At 70.7% G+C, this 19,718-nt stretch carries 19 protein-coding genes; 6 read left to right on the forward strand and 13 right to left on the reverse strand.

Going from position 1 to position 19,718, the window contains the following annotated elements; translation table 11 throughout:
- Positions 1 to 37: 37 nt before the first annotated feature.
- From ACIP4Z_RS22380 to ACIP4Z_RS22395, 4 genes are all read right to left on the reverse strand, one after another.
- Entirely contained in the window at positions 38 to 1,087 is a 1,050-nt protein-coding gene (locus tag ACIP4Z_RS22380) for a Zn-dependent alcohol dehydrogenase (RefSeq protein ID WP_401310730.1), read from the reverse strand.
- Between the two features lie 127 nt (positions 1,088 to 1,214).
- On the reverse strand, positions 1,215 to 2,114 hold the full coding sequence (locus ACIP4Z_RS22385) for an SDR family oxidoreductase (RefSeq protein WP_401310648.1): 900 nt from the start codon (positions 2,112 to 2,114) through the stop codon (positions 1,215 to 1,217).
- Positions 2,111 to 3,289 (reverse strand): acyl-CoA dehydrogenase family protein, encoded by a 1,179-nt coding sequence (locus ACIP4Z_RS22390; protein WP_401310649.1) that lies wholly within the window; start codon positions 3,287 to 3,289, stop codon positions 2,111 to 2,113. The genes ACIP4Z_RS22385 and ACIP4Z_RS22390 overlap by 4 nt, the downstream gene beginning before the upstream one ends.
- A gap of 8 nt (positions 3,290 to 3,297) precedes the next feature.
- Positions 3,298 to 4,209, reverse strand: a complete 912-nt coding sequence (locus tag ACIP4Z_RS22395) for an SDR family oxidoreductase (RefSeq protein WP_401310651.1) — start codon at positions 4,207 to 4,209, stop codon at positions 3,298 to 3,300.
- A 135-nt stretch (positions 4,210 to 4,344) separates the two neighbouring features.
- Between ACIP4Z_RS22395 and ACIP4Z_RS22400 the strand changes: the two genes are divergently transcribed.
- A complete protein-coding gene (locus tag ACIP4Z_RS22400; protein WP_401310654.1) occupies positions 4,345 to 5,271 on the forward strand; it encodes a cyclase family protein in 927 nt (308 codons plus the stop codon).
- 149 nt (positions 5,272 to 5,420) lie between these two features.
- Here ACIP4Z_RS22400 and ACIP4Z_RS22405 read toward each other — a convergent pair whose 3' ends face one another.
- The 5 genes from ACIP4Z_RS22405 to ACIP4Z_RS22425 all read right to left on the reverse strand — a co-directional run bounded on the left by ACIP4Z_RS22405 (position 5,421) and on the right by ACIP4Z_RS22425 (position 10,536).
- A complete protein-coding gene (locus ACIP4Z_RS22405) occupies positions 5,421 to 5,834 on the reverse strand; it encodes an ATP-binding protein (RefSeq protein WP_355337579.1) in 414 nt (137 codons plus the stop codon).
- Positions 5,835 to 6,209: 375 nt separating this feature from the next.
- Entirely contained in the window at positions 6,210 to 7,235 is a 1,026-nt protein-coding gene (locus ACIP4Z_RS22410) for an acyl-CoA dehydrogenase family protein (protein WP_401310658.1), read from the reverse strand.
- Positions 7,220 to 8,440, reverse strand: a complete 1,221-nt coding sequence (locus tag ACIP4Z_RS22415) for an acyl-CoA dehydrogenase family protein (protein WP_401310661.1) — start codon at positions 8,438 to 8,440, stop codon at positions 7,220 to 7,222. The genes ACIP4Z_RS22410 and ACIP4Z_RS22415 overlap by 16 nt, the downstream gene beginning before the upstream one ends.
- A 7-nt stretch (positions 8,441 to 8,447) precedes the next feature.
- Positions 8,448 to 9,356: an SDR family oxidoreductase gene (locus ACIP4Z_RS22420; protein WP_401310664.1), complete on the reverse strand. Its 909-nt coding sequence runs from the start codon at positions 9,354 to 9,356 to the stop codon at positions 8,448 to 8,450.
- Positions 9,346 to 10,536, reverse strand: coding sequence for an amidohydrolase family protein (locus tag ACIP4Z_RS22425; RefSeq protein WP_401310667.1), 1,191 nt, complete (start codon positions 10,534 to 10,536; stop codon positions 9,346 to 9,348). The genes ACIP4Z_RS22420 and ACIP4Z_RS22425 overlap by 11 nt, the downstream gene beginning before the upstream one ends.
- Before the next feature lie 177 nt (positions 10,537 to 10,713).
- On the opposite strand from ACIP4Z_RS22425, the gene ACIP4Z_RS22430 reads away from it, so the two are divergent.
- On the forward strand, positions 10,714 to 12,246 hold the full coding sequence (locus tag ACIP4Z_RS22430) for a class I adenylate-forming enzyme family protein (RefSeq protein ID WP_401310670.1): 1,533 nt from the start codon (positions 10,714 to 10,716) through the stop codon (positions 12,244 to 12,246).
- Positions 12,247 to 12,313: 67 nt separating this feature from the next.
- Here the strand turns inward: ACIP4Z_RS22430 and mca are convergent, their stop codons facing one another.
- Positions 12,314 to 13,165, reverse strand: coding sequence for a mycothiol conjugate amidase Mca (gene mca / locus ACIP4Z_RS22435; protein WP_355337561.1), 852 nt, complete (start codon positions 13,163 to 13,165; stop codon positions 12,314 to 12,316).
- Positions 13,166 to 13,269: 104 nt separating this feature from the next.
- Between mca and ACIP4Z_RS22440 the strand changes: the two genes are divergently transcribed.
- The gene (locus ACIP4Z_RS22440) at positions 13,270 to 13,908 is read left to right on the forward strand and encodes a TetR family transcriptional regulator (RefSeq protein WP_355337558.1); all 639 of its coding nucleotides are present in this window, start codon (positions 13,270 to 13,272) and stop codon (positions 13,906 to 13,908) included.
- Positions 13,909 to 14,002: 94 nt separating this feature from the next.
- Here ACIP4Z_RS22440 and ACIP4Z_RS22445 read toward each other — a convergent pair whose 3' ends face one another.
- Entirely contained in the window at positions 14,003 to 14,392 is a 390-nt protein-coding gene (locus tag ACIP4Z_RS22445) for an anti-sigma factor antagonist (protein ID WP_391043574.1), read from the reverse strand.
- A gap of 282 nt (positions 14,393 to 14,674) precedes the next feature.
- Here ACIP4Z_RS22445 and ACIP4Z_RS22450 point away from each other — a divergent pair, with 282 nt between their 5' ends.
- The gene (locus ACIP4Z_RS22450; protein WP_355337555.1) at positions 14,675 to 15,253 is read left to right on the forward strand and encodes a sigma-70 family RNA polymerase sigma factor; all 579 of its coding nucleotides are present in this window, start codon (positions 14,675 to 14,677) and stop codon (positions 15,251 to 15,253) included.
- Positions 15,250 to 16,599, forward strand: coding sequence for a maleylpyruvate isomerase N-terminal domain-containing protein (locus tag ACIP4Z_RS22455; RefSeq protein WP_355337552.1), 1,350 nt, complete (start codon positions 15,250 to 15,252; stop codon positions 16,597 to 16,599). The genes ACIP4Z_RS22450 and ACIP4Z_RS22455 overlap by 4 nt, the downstream gene beginning before the upstream one ends.
- 101 nt (positions 16,600 to 16,700) lie before the next feature.
- Here ACIP4Z_RS22455 and purU read toward each other — a convergent pair whose 3' ends face one another.
- Together purU and ACIP4Z_RS22465 are read right to left on the reverse strand one after the other, a co-directional pair.
- Positions 16,701 to 17,576 carry a formyltetrahydrofolate deformylase gene (gene purU, locus ACIP4Z_RS22460; protein ID WP_188279924.1) on the reverse strand — a complete coding sequence of 292 codons (876 nt, stop codon included), beginning with the start codon at positions 17,574 to 17,576 and terminating at the stop codon, positions 16,701 to 16,703.
- A 151-nt stretch (positions 17,577 to 17,727) separates the two neighbouring features.
- Positions 17,728 to 18,174 (reverse strand): hypothetical protein, encoded by a 447-nt coding sequence (locus ACIP4Z_RS22465; protein WP_355337548.1) that lies wholly within the window; start codon positions 18,172 to 18,174, stop codon positions 17,728 to 17,730.
- Positions 18,175 to 18,334: 160 nt separating this feature from the next.
- On the opposite strand from ACIP4Z_RS22465, the gene ACIP4Z_RS22470 reads away from it, so the two are divergent.
- Positions 18,335 to 19,597 (forward strand): ABC transporter substrate-binding protein, encoded by a 1,263-nt coding sequence (locus ACIP4Z_RS22470; RefSeq protein WP_401310677.1) that lies wholly within the window; start codon positions 18,335 to 18,337, stop codon positions 19,595 to 19,597.
- Positions 19,598 to 19,718 lie beyond the last annotated feature (121 nt).

Raw genomic sequence — 19,718 nt, forward strand, 5'->3', positions numbered from 1 at the left:
GAGGGCCCGTAGGACTCTGACGGCCGGGAGAGAGGGCTCAGAAGGTGAGCACGCCGCGCGCCACCCGCCCGTGCGCGGCGTCGTCCACCGCCTTGGCGAAGTCCTCCACCGGGTAGGTCTCGGTGACGAGTTCGTCCAGCAGCAGCCGCCCCTGCCGGTAGAGGTCGGTGTAGAGGACGATGTCGCGCTGCGGGCGCGAGGAACCGTATCGGCAGCCGAGGATCGCCTTGTCCAGGAACATCGAGGAGACGCGGAACGACGCCTCGGCGTCGGCGGGCGGCACTCCGAGCAGCAGCGCCTGGCCGTGCCGGTCGAGCAGGTCGATCGCCTGCCGGATCAGGGCGGTGCGGCCCACGCACTCGAAGACGTGGTCGGCGCCGTGCGGCAGCAGGTCGCGTACGGAAGCGACGTCGGCGACGAAGTCCGTGGCGCCGAACCGCCGGGCCAGCGCTTCCTTGGCCGGGTTGTTGTCGACGGCGACGATGCGGGAGGCGCCCGCGATCCGCGCGCCCTGGAGGACGTTGAGGCCGATGCCGCCGGTGCCGATGACGACGACGCTCTCACCGAGGCCGACGCGCGCCCGGTTCAGGACGGCGCCGACGCCGGTCAGCACGCCGCAGCCGATCAGGGCGGCCGAGGTGAGCGGGATCTCCGGTGCGATTTTCACCGCCTGGACGGCCTTGACCACGGTCAGCTCCGCGAAGGCGGAATTCGAGGCGAAGTTGAAGAGCGGCTTCCCCTGCCGGGTGAAGGGCTTTCCCGGGCGGCCGATGGCCTGACGGCACATCGTGGGGCGGCCACGGTCGCACTCGGGGCACGTCCCGCAGTTGGCCAGCGTCGAGAGCGACACATGGTCGCCGACCACCACGTGGGTCACCCCCGCGCCGACCGCCTCGACCACTCCCGCGCCCTCGTGGCCGAGCACGACCGGCACCGGGAACGGGATCGTCCCGTCGATCACCGACAGGTCGCTGTGGCACAGCCCGGCCGCCGCGATCCGTACCCGCACCTCACCGGGCCCCGGCGCGCGGACCTCCAGGTCGTCCACGACCTGCGCCTGCTTGCCGTCGAAGACGACGCCCCGCACACGTACCCGGACGTCACCATAAGTGCTGTCCAGCGCGGCGCCCCCCTTGGTGCCGTCCGCGTGCGCGTCACCATTAGTGCTGCCTACCGTGCCGCCGTGCCCGCTCATGTGCGCCCCCTCAAGGGTGTCAAGGGTGTTGGGACGAGACGGAGACCACCTCGCCCGTCAGATAGGAGCTGTAGCCGCTGGCCAGGAAGACGATCGCGTTGGCGACCTCCCAGGGCCGCGCGGCCCGCCCGAACGCCTCGCGCGCGGTCAGTTCCGCCAGCAATTCGTCACTGGTGACCTTCGCGAGGTTGGCGTGCATCGCCAGCGACGGCGCGACCGCGTTGACCCGTACGCCGAACTCGGCCGCCTCCACGGCCGCGCACCTGGTCAGCGCCATCACGCCCGCCTTGGCCGCCGCGTAGTGCGCCTGTCCGGCCTGGGCGCGCCAGCCCAGCACGGACGCGTTGTTGACGATCACCCCTGTGCCGCGTTCCCGCATGTGGCGCAGGGCGGCGCGGGTGCAGCGGAAGGTGCCGTTCAAGGTGACGTCGAGGACGGTCGACCACTGCGCGTCCGTCATGTCGACGAGCGCGGCGGTGCCGCCGAGGCCCGCGTTGTTGACCAAGACGTCCAGACCGCCGAACCGCTCGGTGACGGCCGCGAAGAGCCGCCGCACATCGTCCTCGACGGTGACGTCGCACGGCACGGCCAGCGGCGCCTGGCCGGTCAGCTTCTCCAACTCCGCGGCCGCCTCGGCCAGCCGCCGCTCGTGCCGGTCGCTGATCGCCACGACCGCGCCCTCCTCGGCGCAGCGCCGCGCGGTCGCGAAGCCGATGCCGCTGCCCGCGGCGGCCGTGACCAGGACCGTACGGCCGCGCAGGAGGCCGTGCGCGGGCTCGTAGGGCGGCTCGCGCCCAGGGCCGTGCGGCGGGTGCGGGGTGTGCGGGGTGTGCTGGGGGTGCGGGGCGTGCCGGGGGTGCGGGGCGTGCCGGGGAGACGCGCTCACCCTGATGGCCTCTTCCTCCTCGGACGCGCTCACCCTTTCGGCTCCCTCGGCAGCCCCAGCGCCCGCTCCGCGATGATCGTGCGCTGCACCTCGTCCGAGCCGCCGTAGATGGTGTCGGCGCGGGAGAAGAGGAACAGGTGCTGGGCGGCGTCGAGTTCGTACGGCGCGGCCGGTGTCCAGTCGCGCGGACCGGTGGCGGCGGACGGGCCGCGTACGGTCATCGCCAGCTCGCCGAGCCGCTGGTGCCAGGCCGACCAGAGGAGTTTGGCCGCGCTGGGCGCGGCGAGGTCGGCGGTGCCGAGGGTGCGCAGCGCGTTCCAGCGCATCGTCCGCAACTCCGCCCACAGCCGTATCAGCCGCTGCCTGATGATCGGATCGGTGTCGGCCCCTGTGCGCCGCGCCGCCTCCGTGACCTCCGCCAACTCCCGCCCGAAGCCGATCTGCTGGACCAGTGTGGACACGCCGCGCTCGTGGCCGAGGAGCGCCATGGCGACCTGCCAGCCGCCGCCTTCCGCGCCGACGACCCCGACGGCGCGGGCGCCGTCGAAGAACACCTCGTTGAAGTCGGCCGCGCCGGACATCTGCCGGATCGGGCGCACGTCGATCCCCGGCTGATCCATCGGCAGCAGCAGGAAGCTCAGGCCATGATGGCGGCGCGAGCCGGGCTCGGTGCGCGCGAGCAGAAAGCACCAGTCGGCGTCACGCGCCAGTGACGTCCAGATCTTCTGCCCCGACACCCGGTACGAGCCGTCCGCCGGATCGCGTACGGCCGCCGTCCGCACACCCGCCAGGTCGGAGCCCGCGCCCGGCTCGCTGTACCCCTGGCACCACAGCTCCTCCCCGCGCGCGATCGGCGGCAGGAAGCGCTCGCACTGCTCGGGTGTGCCGTGCGCCTCCAGGGTGGGCGCCAGCAGCTTCTCGCCGATGTGTCCTGTCCTTACGGGGGCGCCCGCGCGGGCGTACTCCTCGCCCCACGCGACCTGTTGGGCGAGCGTCGCGCGCCGGTTGCCGCCGTACGTTCCGGACCAGCCGAGGCCGATCCAGCCCGCCGCGCCGAGGGTACGTTCCCAGGCCCGGCGGTCGGGCGCGGCGCGCATGTCGGTGGCGGCCGGAGTGTCGGCGAGGGCGTTGGCGGGGGCGTTGGCGGCGAGCCACTGGCGGGCCTCCGCGCGGAAGGCGTCGACCTCGGGTCCGAAGGTGAAGTCCATGGCGCTCCCTAGGCGTTGGGGCGGTCCTTGGCCGCGGCGGCCCTGCGCATGGCGTCGAGCTGTTCCAGCATGGGCATGGGGTCGGTGCCGATGGTCGCCGGGATGACGTCGGCCAGCCGTTCCGGCGTCCAGGGCCCGTCCTGCGACCAGGCGGAACGTATCTCCCTGGGCTGCGCCCACAGCGCGATCTTGGGGCCCGCGACCGTGTAGACCTGCCCGGTGGTGTCGGCGGCGCGGTCGGAGAGCAGGTAGACGACGAGCGCGGCGACGTCCTCCGGCTCACCGATCTCCTTCAGCTCCATGGGCACGCCCGCCGACATCCGGGTACGGGCCACGGGGGCCACGCAGTTGGCGGTGACGCCGTATTTGTTCAGGCCGAGGGCGGCGCTGCGGACGAGCGAGATGATGCCGCCCTTGGCGGCGGAGTAGTTGGCCTGCGAGACGCTGCCCTGGTGGTTGCCGCTGGTGAAGCCGATCAGCGTGCCGTGGCCCTGGCGGCGCATGACCGCGCTGGCGGCCCTGAAGACGGTGAAGGTGCCCTTGAGGTGGGTGGCGATGACGGGGTCCCACTCGTCCTCCGCCATGTTGAAGAGCATGCGTTCGCGCAGGATGCCGGCGACGCAGACGACGCCGTCGAGCCGTCCCCAGCGGTCCGTCGCGGCCGACACGATCCTTTCGCCCGCCGCCATCGTGGACACGTCGTCGGCCACGGCGACCGCCTCGCCGCCCGCCGCCTCGATCTCCTTCACCACCGACTCGGCCACCTCGCCTGCCGGTTGGCCCGCGCCGTCCATGGCGACGCCGTAGTCGTTGACGACGACTTTCGATCCCTGCGCGGCGCAGGCGATGGCGACCGCGCGTCCGATGCCGCGCCCGGCGCCGGTGACGGCCACGACTTTTCCGGCCAGGAAGTTGCCCACGTCCCGCCCCTTCTCATCGTTTCTGACGGACCGTTAGATTTGACGGGTCGTTAGATATTACGAGTGCGGACCCCGTCCAGCACAAGACCCGTACACGACCGCGTACGCGACCCCTCACACGATCTGGAGATTCCGGTGGCCCTCCCCGACGCGTTCCTCGACATCGCCCGCCGGGTCAACAACTGGGGCCGCTGGGGCGCCGACGACGAGATCGGCACCCTCAACCTGATCACCGACGAGGTGGTGCGCGCCGCCGCCGCGACCGTACGCGGTGGCCGCCGCGTGCCGCTCGCGCTGCCGCTGCGGCAGGACGGCGTACAGACCGGGCTGATCCCCGGCCGGGTCAATCCGCTGCGCACGATGGTCGCGCTCAACCAGGAGATCTTCGGGCCCGGCACCATCGCGACCAGCGACGACGTGGTGACCCTCGGCCTTCAGGCCGGGACGCACTGGGACGGCCTCCCCCACGTCTCGCACTCGGGCCTGATCTACAACGGGCGCCGGGCCGACTCGGTGACCGCGCACGCGGGCGCCGCCTTCAGCGGCATCGAGAAGGTGACCTCCGTGGTGTCGCGCGGCGTGCTGCTGGACGTGGCGCGCGCGCTCGGCGTCGACCGGCTGCCCGGCGACCACGCCGTGACCCCGGAAGACCTCTGCGCGGCGGAGGAGTTGGCGGGCACGGCGGTACGGGCCGGGGATGTGGTGCTGGTGCGGACCGGCCAGATGCGGGCGTATCTCGGCGGCGACAAGGAGGCGTACGCGTATCCGTCGCCCGGCCTGTCGATCCGCACACCGGAGTGGTTCCACGCGCGGGATGTGGCGGCGGTCGCCAACGACACGCTGACCTTCGAGATCTTCCCGCCGGAGGTCGAGAATCTGTGGCTGGCGGTGCACGGGCTCGACCTGGTCGAGATGGGCATGCTCCAGGGCCAGAACTGGAATCTGGAGGGCCTGTCGGCGGCCTGCGCCGAGGAGGGGCGTTACGCGTTCTGGCTCGATGCCACGCCGGAGCCCTTCGTGGGCGGGGCGGGCGCGCCGGTGGCTCCGGTGGCGGTGCTGTGAGCGGTGCGGTGGCCCTGACCCTGGTCCTGGTCCCTGGGATGGCACGGAGCAGGCGGGGGTGCTGGTGCTGGTGCTGGTGCTGGTCCTACGAGTCGGGCGCGCGGTGCGGTGTCTGTACGGCGGGGCGTGCGGTCCGACGCCCCCGCGTCCTAGGTGAGGACCGTGGCCTGACGGCGGTCGACCTCGCACCAGATCTGCTTGCCCGCGCCTTCCGGCTGCCAGCCCCAGCGGTCGGCGAGGCCGTCGACCAGCTCCAGGCCGCGACCGCCGGTCTCGTCGCGGTGCGCGTGCCGGGGGGCGGGCGGGGCCTCGCTGCTGTCGGACACCTCGACCCGCACCGGAGAGGCGGGCGCCGAGGGGAACAGCATCCGCAGGACGGCGGGGCAGCCGGTGTGCACCACCGCGTTCGTCACCAGCTCGGAGATGAGCAGGATCAGCGTCTCCGCGACCGGCTCGTCGGCTCCTATACCCGAACCCACGAGCCGGGAGCGCGCCCAGCGACGCGCCCGCCCCACCTCCGCGGGGTCCACACCGACCTCAAGCTGCACCTGAAGCACCTGCACCGCTCACACCATCCGAACCGGCGGACACAACGCCTCGCTTCTGCCCGAGATCACCGTGCGTGACCCCGGCACAACACAGCATGATTGACCTACAGTCACGCCAACAAGCGCTTCGGGCATATTCCAGCGCAACGGAGTACGTGTGCTGCATACTGTGCGGCACTTCCGACGGGGATTCGAACGCCCAGCCGTGACGCCCGTCCGACTCAGCCGGACGGCGCCTCTGGGCAGCCTGGAACCAACACGCACCCGATGGAGCGTACCCGAGGTGTTCGCCGACTCCACTGCGTGGCAAGTCACGCATCGGACACAACACCGTGCGGACACTCCGTAATCGGAGGGTCAGCGAACGGCCACGGTGTGTGCGCAGCGTCATCACAGCAGCCATTCGGCGAGCATGTCCTCGTCAGCCGCCGGCTCCTGGCCGCACACGGAGGGTATCCAGGAGCGCTTGATGTGCAGCTGCACATCCGCCTCCCAGGTGAAGCCCATGCCGCCGAAGACCTGCAGGCAGTCGCGTGCGTTACGGGTCGCCGCCTCGTCGGCGAGCAGGCGCGCGGCGGCGGTCTCGTACGGGTCGGCGGTGACGGCCGCCGCGTAGAGCGCGGTACGGGCCAGCTCGGCGCGGACCAGCATCTCGGCGCAGAGGTGCTTGACCGCCTGGAAGGAGCCGATCGGTCGTCCGAACTGCTCGCGCTCCCGGGCGTGTTGCACTGCCATACGCACCATCCGCCCCGCGCTCCCCACCCGTTGCGCGGCCTCCAGCACGGCCGCCTCACGCCGTAACGCGACGGCTCGCACGGGCACTGTCCTGCTCACCGTTATTTCCGATATGTCCGCCATGGTGAGCAGATGCAGCGGGGTCAGCGGGTCCACCGACCGCAGCGGCTCGGCGCGCCGCCGTACGGCGGACGCCTCGGCGACCGTGACTGCGGCCTCGGCCTCAGACGTATCGGTGCCAGTGCCGGTGCCGGTGCCGGTGTCGGTGAGGACGAGGACGGCGTCTGCCGCGTCGAGGTGGGCGACGGAGTGCGGGCCCGCTCCCCTCGCGTCGAGCAGGGTGACCACGGCCTCGCCGGTCGCGGCCCCCGGTACCACTCCCGCCGCGAGGTGGGTGGCGGTCAGCGGGCCGGGCACCAGCGCGCCGCCCGCCTCCTCGAAGAGCAGCGCGGCCTCCGGCAGCCCGAGCCCGACGCCGCCGTCCGCCTCGGGCAGGCGCAGCCCGAAGAAGCCGGTCTCGCCGAGGGCTCGCCAGATGTCCCGTGGCGGGATGGCGGTACCGCCTTCCGCCTCGGCCGCGTCCACGGCGGCGCGCAGGGCGGTCCGGTCGAAGCGGGCGGCCAGCAGGTCCCGCAACGCGCCGACCAGGGCGCGCTGGTCGGCGGTCAGCCGGAAGTCCATGGCGGTGCGCTCCTCTCCGGTAACCCTCTCGGCTCCTTGGGCAGGCCGAGGACGCGTTCGGCGACGATGTTGCGCTGGATCTGCGAGGTGCCCGCGGCGATCGTGTAGGACAGCGAGCTGAGGCGTTCGGCCGTCCACGGGTGGTCGGCGTCGGGGGCGAGGGGGCCGAGGACGGTGGCGGCGGTGTCGTAGAGGAGTTGCCTCGCCTGCGAGTAGCGGAGCTTGAAGACGGAGGCGCCGGTGCCGGGAACGGCGCTTCCGCCGGTGCGCAGGGCGTGCTGGGAGGCGCTGACGTTCCACTGGGTGAGGCGCCACAGGACGGAGAATTCGGCGGCGAGCCGGCCGAGCGCGCGGCGGACGGCGGGGTCGTCCCATGTGCCGTTGGCGCGGGCCGCGCGGGCGACCTCGCCGAGGGTGCGGCGACAGGCGACGACTTCGCCGACGAACGCGGTGCCACGCTCGAAGGACAGCGTCACCATGGTGACCCGCCAGCCGTCGTCCTGCGCCCCCAATCGGTTGCCGACCGGCACCCGTACCTCGTCCAGGAACATCTCCGCGAATTCCGTCGATCCGGCGAGTGTCCGCAGCGGCCGTACCCGTACTCCCGGCGCGTCCATCGGCATCGCCAGCCAGCTGATGCCGTGGTGCTTGGGCGTGCCGTCGGCGCGCGGGGTGGTGCGCACCAACAGCTCGCACCAGTCGGCGACTTCGGCGTGCGAGGTCCAGATCTTGGAGCCGGTGACGACGTACGCGTCGCCGTCGCGGACCGCGCGGGTGCGCAGGGACGCGAGGTCGGAACCGGCGTCCGGCTCGCTGAACCCCTGGCACCACACCTCCTCGCCCCGCAGGATCGGCGGCAGCCAGCGGCGGCGCTGCCGCTCGGTGCCCTCTGCCGCGATGGTGGGCCCGGCGTGCAGCAGCCCGACGAAATTCGCGCCCACGTACGGCGCTCCGGCCCGCTCGGTCTCCTCCAGGTAGATCAGGTGCTGGGTGGGGGTGGCGCCGCGGCCCCCGGCGTCCTTGGGCCAGTGCAGTCCCGCGTATCCGGCGTCGTACAGCAGCCGCTGCCAGCCCGTGTCGTACGCGCGCCGTCCCGGCCAGTCGCGGGGGTCGGGCGGTGGAGGCAGGGTGGGCAGCACTTTGCCGAGCCAGGCGCGCAGTCGGGCGCGGAACTCCTCTTCCTCGTCGGTGTATGCGAGGTCCACGGTCCGCTCACCCCGTTCCGTAGACGGGTTCCGGCGGGGTCGCCTCGGCGAGCAACGCGCGGACCACGGGACCGAGTTCGACCGGCCGCCAACGGCGTCCCACGTCGGTCCGCGGGCCGTGCCGCCAGCCGTCGGCGACCGATACGGCGCCGCCCTCGACCTCGAAGACCCGCCCGGTGACCTCGCGTGCCTCGGGTCCCGCGAGCCAGACGACCAGCGGGGAGACGTTGGCCGAGTGGTAGACGTCGAAGCCGGTGGCGGGCCGGGCGACCAGGTCCGGCATCGCCTGCTCGGTCATCCGCGTCCTGGCGGCGGGCGCGATGGCGTTGACGGTGACGCCGTAGCGCGCCAGCTCCACCGCCGCGACCTGGGTGAGCGCGGTGATCGCGGCTTTGGCGGCGGCGTAGTTGGCCTGGCCGACGCTGCCGAGCAGCCCCGCGCCCGAGGTCGTGTTGATCACGCTCGCGTTCACTTCCTCACCCGCCCTGCTCCGCTCCCGCCAGTGCGCCGCCGCGTGCCGCAGCGTCGCGAAGTGCCCCTTGAGATGGACCTGTACGACCGTGTCCCACTCCTCCTCCGTCATCGAGACCAGCATTCGGTCCCGCAGCACCCCCGCGTTGTTGACCAGCACGTCCAGCCGGCCCCAGTGCTCCACCGCCGCGTCCACCAGCGACCGCGCGCCCGCCCACTCACCGACCGACCGCTCGTGCGCGACCGCCTCACCGCCCGCCGCCCGGATCTCGGCCACCACCTCGGCGGCCGACTCCACGTCGTTGACGACGACCCGGGCGCCCTCGGCGGCGAAGGCCAGCGCGTGCTCTCTGCCGATCCCGCGCGCGGCCCCGGTGACGGCGACCACCAGGCCGTGGGCGATCCCGGCACCGCCGGCGGCTTCGCCAACCGCCTCACCGGTCAAGGTCGAGGCCCAGCATCCGGATGGCGTTGCCGCGCAGCAGCTTGTACGTGACCTCGTCCGACAGCCCCGCCATGTGGTCGGCGGCTACCTGCTTGGTATGGGGCCAGGTCGAGTCGACGTGCGGGTAGTCGGTCTCGAACATCGCGTTGTCCTCACCGATGGTGTCCAGCGAGGCGACACCGTGCATGTCGCGGAAAAAGCAGCAGTAGATCTGCCTGCGGTAGTACGTGGACGGCGGCTCCGGTATCAGGTCCTTGACCCCGCCCCAGGCCCGGTGCTCGCGCCACACGTCGTCGGCCCGCTCCAGCGCGTAGGGCACCCACCCCATCTGGCCCTCGCTGTAGGCCAGCGTCAGGCGCGGGAACTTCACCAGCACCCCGGAGAACAGGAAGTCCATCATCGACGCCATCGCGTTGTTGAAGCTCAGACTCGCCTGCACCGCCGGAGGCGCGTCCGGTGACGCGGCGGGCATCTGCGACGACGACCCGATGTGCATGTTCACCACCGTGCCGGTCTCCTCGCAGGCAGCGAAGAACGGGTCCCAGTAGCCGGAGTGGATCGACGGCAGCCCCAGATACGTCGGGATCTCGCTGAAGGTGACCGCCCGCACCCCCCGCGCGGCGTTGCGGCGGATCTCCGCCACCGCCAACTCCACGTCCCACAAAGGGATCAGGCACAGCGGGATCAGCCGGCCCCCGCTGTCACCGCACCACTCCTCCACCATCCAGTCGTTGTAGGCCCGCACACACGCCAGGGCCACCTCCTTGTCGTGCGCCTCCGCGAACGTCTGCCCGCAAAACCGGGGGAAGGTGGGGAAGCAGAGGGATGCCTCGACGTGATTGAGGTCCATGTCCTTCAGCCGCTCGACCGGGTCCCAGCACCCGCGCCGCATCTGCTCCCTGGTGATCCCGTCGAGCGTCATCTCGTCCCGCGAGAACCCCACCGCCGCGATGATCCGCTTGTACGGGAAGAACTCGCCCTCGTACTGCCACCAGTCGGTGAGCTGACCCTCGGGATCGGTGGTGAACCGGTACTTCCCACCGATGTAGGCCAGTTCGCCGATCCCCGCCGTCAGCGGCTGCGGTCCCCGCTCGCGGAACTTCTCCGGCAGCCAGGTCGAGAAGAGATGCGCGGGCTCGATGACATGGTCGTCGACGCTGATGATCCTGGGCAGTTCCATCGGCCACTCCCTCACTGCATCCGGATGACGCTTCCGATCGCCGATCTGACGAGGCATCTGATCTGATGGATCGTCAGATCTACCGTATCGACCCACCTCTGGACCGACAAGCGGCGGCGACTTACCCTTCTGAAAAACCTGACGCTTCGTCAGCTACGGTGCGGGGAGGCGATCGGCATGGATCCGACCATCGCGACACTCAGCGACTCCCGGACCCTGTGGGAGCTACTGGACCGCCGCGCCGCCCTCAGCCCCGACGCCCCCGTGCTGTTCGACACCGAGGACCGCCGCGTCACCTTCGGCGAACTGCGCGCACGGGCGCTGCGCGTGGCCGCCGGCCTGTACGGACTCGGGGTGCGGCCCGGCAGCCGCTTCGCCTGGCAACTGCCCACCCGCGTCGAGACCGTCGTCCTCTCCCTGGCCCTGGCCCGGCTCGGGGCGGTGCAGATCCCGGTCATCCCCATCTACCGCGACCGCGAGGTCGGTTACGCCCTCAGCCGCACACGGGCCGAGTTCTTCGCCGTACCCGGCACCTGGCGCGGCTTCGACTACACCGCCATGGCCGACCGCCTCGATCTCGCCGACCGCCCGTCCGTCCTGGTCGCTTACGACTCCCTTCCCGAAGGCGATCCCGGCACCCTGCCCCCGCCGCCGTCCGACGGGACCACCGTCCGCTGGATCTACTGGACCTCGGGCACCACCTCGGACCCCAAGGGTGTGCTGCACTGCGACCGCGGTCTGATCGCGGGCGGTTCCTGTCTCGCCCACGCACTGGAGATGCGAGCCGAGGACATCGGTTCCATCGCCTTCCCCTTCGCTCACATCGGTGGACCCGACTATCTGGTGATGCTGCTGCTGTACGGCTTTCCGGCCCTACTCCTCGAACAGTTCGCCCTCCCCGCCTCTCTGGACGCCTACCGGTCCCACGGCGTCACCATGGCCGGCGGCTCCACCGCCTTCTACTCGCTCTTCCTCACCGAGCAGCGCAAGCGGCCCGGCCGCACACTCATCCCCACCCTGCGGTTGCTCTCCGGAGGGGGCGCCCCCAAGCCGCCGGAGCTCTACCACGAGATCGTCCGGGAACTCGGCTGCGATCTCGCCCACGGTTACGGCATGACCGAGGCACCGATGATCACCATGGGCTCCCCCCGTGACACCGTCGACCAAAGGGCCACCACCGAGGGCCGCCCGCCCGCCGCGATGGAGATCCGGATCGCCGACGACGGCGAGGTGCTGCTGCGCGGTGAGGCCGTGTGCCTCGGCTACACCGATCCCGCCTTGACCGCCGAAGCCTTCGACACCCAGGGCTACTTCCACACCGGTGACCTCGGCCGCCTCACCGAGACCGGTCATCTCGTCCTGACCGGGCGCCTGAAGGACGTCATCATCCGCAAGGGCGAGAACATCTCCGCCAAGGAGATCGAGGAACTCCTCTACCAGCACCCGGCGGTGGGCGATGTCGCCGTCATCGGCCTGCCGGATCCCGACCGTGGTGAACGCGTCTGCGCCGTGGTCGAACAGCCGCCGGGCGCCGATCCCCTCACCCTGGCCACCATTACCGACCACCTGCGCCGCTCGGGGCTCGCCGTCCACAAACTCCCCGAGCAACTGGAGATCGTGGACGCCCTGCCCCGCAACGAGACCCTGCGCAAGGTCCTCAAGTTCAAGCTCCGCGAGCGCTTCGCCGACACTCACGAGCGGCCGAACTGAGCGGACCGGCCGGCCAGGCCCCGACCGGCGGCGCGCGTCCCGCGCTCCTTCCTCCCCGCACCGCCCGTCACTCCTTGATTCCGGCGAAGAGATCGGTCTCCGGAAGCTTGGCCGGGATGTAGGAGCGGGCGAGAACGTAGTCCTCGGTGGGCCACAGGGCCCGTTCGAGGTCCCGAGGGTGGGAGAAGAAGGGGTTGTCCGGAGCGGCCTGGCTGGCGTGCGCGCGAAAGGCGCGGTCGCGGGTGGCGAAGTGGTCCTCGCAGCGGATCCGGGTCGTCGGGTGCAGCTCGACCGCCCAGTCGGGCCACTCGTCCAGCACCTGGCCCATCGAGGAGGAGAGCCCTCGGGCCGTCATGCCGTGGTGCAGGGTCTCGAACCAGGCGCGCGAGAAGGCCACTTGGTAGTACAGCTTCAGCGGTTGCCAGACCGGACCCGCCAGCGGGAAGCGTGCCGAGTCCCCCGCCGCGTCGAACGCCTCGGCGGCGACGCGATGGGTCTGGACATGGTCCGGATGCGGATAGCCGCCGGATTCGTCGTAGGTGACGAGGACATGGGGCCGGAACTCCCGGACCACCGCGACCAGCCGCTCGGCCGCGACCAGCGGATCCTCGCGGGCGAAGCAGCCCTCCGGCAGCGCCTCGCCCTGCCCGGGCAGTCCCGAGTCGGAGAAACCGAGGAACCGTTGGCGCACCCCGAGGACGGCCGCCGCGGCGGCCATCTCCCGTCGTCGCACCTCCGGCAGCCGGGCCCTGACCTCCGGTGTGTCCAGCAGCGGGTTGAGCACGTCACCGCGCTCCCCGCCCGTGCAGGTCACGACCAGGACATCGACCCCATGGGCCGCGTAGTGCGCGAGCGTGGCGGCGCCCTTGCTGGACTCGTCGTCGGGGTGGGCGTGGACGGCCATCAGTCGGAGTGTCATCACGGTCTCCTCTTCCTCAATTTCTTGTATTGGACCTAAAGTTAGGACGGACCCACTCAGCCCGTCAAGACTTTTTTTAGGTCCGACCTACTAAAGTGGGAACCATGGCCCAGCTCCGCGAGTTCAAGAAGCAACAGACCCGGCAGACCATCACCCACGCCGCCACCGCCCTTTTCGTCGAGCGGGGCTTCGAGGGGACGACGATCGCCGACGTCGCCGAGGCGGCCGGGGTCTCGAAGATGACCGTCACGAACTACTTCCCGCGGAAGGAGGACCTGTTCTTCGACATGCACGAAGAGGTGATCACCGGCCCCGCCCGCGCCTTCGCCGCCCGCCCCGTCGGCGAGTCCGCACTGGACGCGGTGCGCCGGGACTACCTCGAAGCGGTCGAGCGGCACGACGCGCTGCTCGGCTGGACCCAGCCCGGATTCACGCGGCTGATCGACGAGAGTCCGGTGCTGCGCGCCCGCCTCCGCGAGATGTACGACCACCAGGAGCAGGCACTGTCCGTCACGCTCGCCGAGGCCGTGGGCGACGAGCCGGATGCCTTCGAGCCGCGGCATGCCGCCGCCCAACTCAGCACGGTGCTGAGGCTGTTGTTCGGTGAGGCGCAGCGCCGGGTGCGACAGGGCACGACCGAAAGGGAGTTGTTCGACGCGCTGGGACGGATTGCGCGGGAGGCGTTCACGCGACTGGAGCCGTCATTGGGCGCGTACGCGGTGCGGGAGTCCCCGCACGAGTGATGACGGACGGGAAGGAAAGGGGAAAGGAGAGGAATGGTGAAGGCGAGCGAAGTCGAGCGAGATTGGCCGAAAGGGGCCGCCGGCAGAGGCCGGTTCAGGCCGAGAGGGGCCTGGCGGTGTCGTCCGTCGCGGCTTCCAGATCCGGATAGACCTCGAAGAGCCGTCGTACGCCGAGGGCGGCCAGCACCCGGTTGACGTGCGCGCCGCCGCCGTAGCCCTCGGTGGGCGCCGTCACCGTGGGAACGTCCTCGGGCAGCACGATGCGCAGGCGACCCGCGCAGGACCGCATCAGCCGCCGGGCACCGATCAGGACACCGACTCCGCTGGAATCGCAGAAGCGCACGTCAACGAGGTCGAGTACCACCCGGCGCCGCCCTGCGGCAACCGCGTCGTGAACCTTCTGCCGGACCGCGGGAGACGAGATCAGGTCCATCTCACCCGCGACCGTCACCACCACCCAGCCGTCTCGCTCGGCCTGGGTCACCAGCACCGGTTCCCACCTCGCCTCGCCGTCGACTTCAGGAACATCATCACCATGACCCTATGCCCGTTCTCCGTCGTAACTCTGCAATGTTCCGGTCACACCCGGATAACAGACCGCCAAAATCGATCACAGTCAGCAGCAGGTTGGTGCAAAGCGACGCACGTCGCAGGAGGTGCCCGTTACATTCGACCTGAGCGCATTCGGGCACGCTGAACACACTCGGCTACGGTCGGTGGCCGGGCAAGGGGCGACAGGGCAGGCGACGAGGCAAGGGGGCGGCAGATGGCGACACCCGCACCACCGCGCTGGGACCGCAAGATGCAGCAGCGGCTGGCGCGCGGTGAGGAAGCCGCACTCGGCGAGCTGTACGACCGGTACGCCTCACTTGTGCACGGCCTGGCCTATCGCGTGATGGACGACGACGACGCGGCCGACCTCATCACCCGCGAGGTGTTCGGCTACATCTGGGAAAATCCGGACGCCTACGACCCGAAGCACGGCTCGCTGCGGTCGTGGATCGCGACACTCACCCAGCGGCAGGCCGTGCACCGGCTGCGACAGCAGTCGAACCGGGGCCGTTCCACGCCGGACGAGGTGGAAGCCCGGGTACGCGAGGCCAACACGGCGGCCCGCGCCGACTTCATCGTCACCTCGATGCCCGCGCCGCTGCGCGCCGCCCTCGAACTGGCCTACCGGGAAAGGGTCGACTACCGCACCGCGGCGGCCGGGCTCGGGGTGAGCGAGGACGAGGCGCGCCGTCGGCTCCGGCTCGGGCTGCAACTGCTGTCCACGGCCATGGAACCGGGCGAGCAGGGCGACGACCACCCGCTGGATCCCCGGGGACAGCGAGGGCGACGATGAGCGGTCCCGCGTTCCACAACGGCGACGGCCCGCACGGCGGGGACGACGGCGAGCCGCGCGTCCCGTACCAGCGCGAGCAGCCCGAGACGCGGGAGACCGCGCACCGGCAGCCGCCCGCGGAGTCGCACCAGCCGATGCCCCAACTGCCGCACTACGACCACCGCACCCTCAAGTCGCTGCTCGGCGCGTGGGCGTTGTCGGTGTGCTCGCAGGACGAGGCGCTGGCGGTCGAAGTGCATCTGACGGACTGCGCCACCTGTGCGGATGAGGCGCTGCGACTGCGGGACGCGGTGGGTCTGCTGCACCAGGAGGATTCGCTCGACCTCGATCCGCTGCTGCGGGCACGGGTGTTGGAAGGCTGCCTCGGCCGTCGGCCGGCGCGTATCCCGGTGCCCGAGTGGGCCGGACCGTTCGACGCGGAGGCCGCCCGGCTGGACGCGCTGCTGCGCGACCTCGGCGACGGCTACTGGAAGGCACCGGTCGAGCTGAAGTGGCACGACGGCGAGCAGCGGTCGACGGAGTTCACGGTCGCGCAGGTCATCGGTCATCTCACCGCCGTGGACAGCCTGATCGCCAGGTCGCTCGGGCTGCCGCCGGACGGCGGCGACCCGTCGGCGGACCCGCCGCGTTCCGGGCTCGGCGGCCTGGGCCTGGGCATCGGAATGGGCATCGCCTCCCGCGCCCGGCTGCGCAACGCCCGCACTATGGGCGACTTCCCGCTCACCCCGGTCGAGCGCACCGCCGCGCACTGGGCGACGCACAGCATGCTGCCCGGAGCGACCGTGCGCTCCCTGTGGCGCGAGCAGAGCCACAGCCTGGTGCGTACGGTCTCCTTCGCGGGCGGCGGCGCGGGCGGGCTCGATGTCGACTACGGCTCGTTCGCGCTGCCGCTGGAAGACGCCTTCCTGGACCGGGCCTTCGAGTGCTGGATCCACGCGTCGGACATCGCCGAGGCCGTGGACTATCCGTACGATCCCCCGGCGCCGCGCAATCTCAACCGCATCATCGACCTCGCCGCGCGGCTGCTGCCCGAGGCGCTGGCGGACCGGCGCAGGGCCGGTCTGACCACCTCGCCGACGCATCTGGTGACGGCCGGTACGCCGGGCCGTTCGCTGCTGCTCGAAGTCGAGGGCAAGGGCGGCGGCCAGTGGTATCTGCCGCTGGACTCGCCCGGCGCCGTCGCGTCGCCGGAGGAGATGGTCGCCCATGTGGCGATGGACTGCGTCGAGTTCTGCCAGTTGGCGGCGGGTCACATCGAGCCGGAGCGGATCGCGGTCGGCCAGATCGGCGACCGCGACGTCATCCGTGACGTGCTCTTCGCCACGGCGTCCCTGTCCCGCCTCTGAGACGGACGCCTCTGCCCTGACGAGGGCCGGCCGAAGAGCCCGGTCGGACAGAGAGCTCAAGCGAAGAGCTGAGACAGAAGACTCAAGCAGAGAGCTTCCGCTCAGGCGAAGACGACCGTGCGGTGGCCGTTGAGCAGCACCCGGTGCTCGCTGTGCCACTTCACCGCGCGGGCCAGCGCCTGGCACTCCACATCGCGCCCGATGGCGACGAGCTGTTCCGGCGTGACCTCGTGGCCGACCCGCTCGACCTCCTGCTCGATGATCGGCCCCTCGTCGAGGTCGGCCGTCACATAGTGCGCGGTGGCGCCGATGAGCTTCACACCGCGGGCGTGCGCCTGGTGGTAGGGCTTGGCGCCCTTGAAGCTCGGCAGGAAGGAGTGGTGGATGTTGATGATCTGACCGGACAGCTCACGGCACAGGTTGTCGGAGATCACCTGCATGTAGCGCGCGAGCACGACGAGTTCGACGCCCTCCTTGCGCACGATCTCCAGCAGCCGCGCCTCGGCCTCGGCCTTGGTGTCCCTGGTGACCGGCACATGGTGGAAGGGAACGCCGTAGGAACCCACAAGTTCCTGGAAGTCGGTGTGGTTGGAGACCACGGCGGCGATCTCGACCGGCAGCGCGCCGATGCTGGTGCGGAAGAGCAGGTCGTTGAGGCAGTGCCCGAACTTGCTGACCATGAGCACGACCCGCATGCGCTCGTCTGACGGGTGGATCCGCCAGTCCATGTGGTACGCCTCGGCGATCGCCGCGAAGCTGGCGCGCAGCTTGTCCACGGTCACCGCCTGCTCGGCCGAGAAGTGCACGCGCATGAAGAACAGGCCGGTGTCCTGGTCGCCGAACTGCTGGCTGTCGACGATGTTGCAACCGGTCATGAAGAGATAGCTGGAGACCGCGTGCACGATGCCCTGTTTGTCCGGGCAGGACAGGGTGAGGACGTACTGCGGGTCTGGCTGCGGCGGCTGCTGTTCGGTCACGCCGTCAGCCTCGCACAAACCGACCCCCTCAGGTCGGACTGTCCGTCAAGCGGAACCCACGGATATCGCGCGCCAGGTGACGCGGGGAAAATCAGGTGCCACCGGAAAACACGCACCAGGTGCGGCCCGGGGACGTACGAACATCCGACGGTCACGCCGACCGTATGTAGATCGCCAGCACCTCCAGCGAGCGCGGCGGCGTGTCCGGGTCGTCGCCGTCGGCGGCGGACATCCGTACGTGGGCGTCGCGGGCGGCGCGGACCGCCTCCGGCCAGGCGTGGTGGTCGAGATAGGCGGCGACAGGTGCGTCGGCGCCCACCTGGTGCAGGATTTTGAGGACGCGCAGCACGGCGACGTCGACGAGCGCGGCCTCCTGCGAGTCGCGGAAGATCGTGCCCACGTACTTCTCGGCGGACCAGTTGTCGAGCCAGGTGTCCTCGACGAGCCGGTACACGGCGTCCGTGACGTCCCCGTATCCCTCGCGGCCGGTCTGCCAGACCTCCCGCTGGAACACCGGGTCGCTGATCATGTGCAGCGCGGAGCGCACATTGCTGCGCCAGCGCCACCAGGGCATGTCATTGAGCGGCATGCCCCCCATCGTGGAGGAGTGACGGCCGCGACGGGAAGACTTCTCCGAACCTTGCACAATGGCGCATCGTACGTTCTCCACCGACGCCACCCGTAATTCACCTGATAGTGACCGTCCGTTCGCTTGTGGTCACCCCGGCGTTGGGCGCGGGCCGGAATCTTCGCATGACATGAGGGAACGGCGTATCCGCAGGGTCCGCACGGCTGCCGTCGCGCTGCTGGCCACAAGTGCGCTGCTCAGCGGGTGCGGTGTGCTTCCCGGGGGTTCGGGCGGCTCCACGGGACCGCTCGTCGTGATGACGTGGGCGCCGGTCGAAACGAAATCGACCAATATGCCGGGAATGCTCGCCATGGCGCAGGCATTCGAGAAGTACACCAACGAGCAGGGCGGTCTCAACGGCCGCAAATTGAAGGTGCTGACCTGCAACGAACGCCATGACGCGGTCGCCGTCACGGACTGCGCGCAGCAGGCGGCGAAGGCGGGCGCGGTCGCGGTTGTCGGTTCCTACAGCGAAGAGGGCGGCAGTTTCACCACCGCCCTGGAGTCGAACGGCATCCCGTACATCGGCGGCTACGGCATCACCGCCGACGAGTTCCAGAGCCTGCTGTCGTACCCGGTCAACGGCGGTCTGCCCGCGCTGCTGGCGGGCAGCGGACGGCAGTTGGCGGACCTGTGCAAGAAGGTCAATCTGGTGCGGCCCGACACGATCACCGGTGACCAGTTCCCGATCTTCCTCGACCAGGGGCTCAAGAGCGGCGGTCGGCCGCCCGCGCGCGACATGCTCACGGCCGACGACTCCAACGACTACACCGACATCGCCACCGCCGCGGTCGGCAACAACAAGCCCTCCACCTGCGTCTCCGCGGTGCTCGGCGACCGCACCAGCACCTTCTTCGACTCCCTGCGCCGAGTCGGCGAGGAGCAGCCGAAAGTGCGGCTGTCCTCGGTGCTCGGCAGCGTGCAGCAGTCGGTGGTGGACTCGACCGGCGGCGCGGGCAGCCCGCTGGAGAACGCGTACGTGACCGGCTGGTACCCGCCCGCGTCCGACGCCAAGTGGGCCGAGATGAAGTCGGTGGTGAAGAAGTACGCGTTCGGCGACGACCGGATCGACGTCGCCGACCCCGGGGTGCAGACCACCTGGGTCGCGTACACCGTCTTCGCCAAGGTGGTGCGGGAGATGGACGAGAAGGTCAGCGTGAACGCGGACAATCTGCACCGCGCGATGGACACCACGACCCACCTGTCGACCGGCGGCCTCACCCCGGATCTCGGCTGGACGCAGACGGATCTGCTGGGCATCCCGAGCCACTCCCGGATGGTGAACTCCAAGGTCACTTATCAGGTGGTACGCGACGGGCGGCTCGTGCTGGCGCGGCCGGGCTTCGTGGACCTGACCAAGACGCTCCGGCAGAACTCGTCCGCGCAGAACTGAGCGCCCACGAGCGGCCCGTACGACCCCTAGGCCGTTTCGTTCGGATCATCTGATCGTTGGTCCGGGTGTGCCGTTAAGCGACGCGCAGTGGGCGCGAATCGAGCCGTTGTTGCCGGACCGG

The sequence above is a fragment of the Streptomyces sp. NPDC088910 genome (assembly GCF_044749865.1).
Taxonomy (GTDB): Bacteria; Actinomycetota; Actinomycetes; order Streptomycetales; family Streptomycetaceae; genus Actinacidiphila.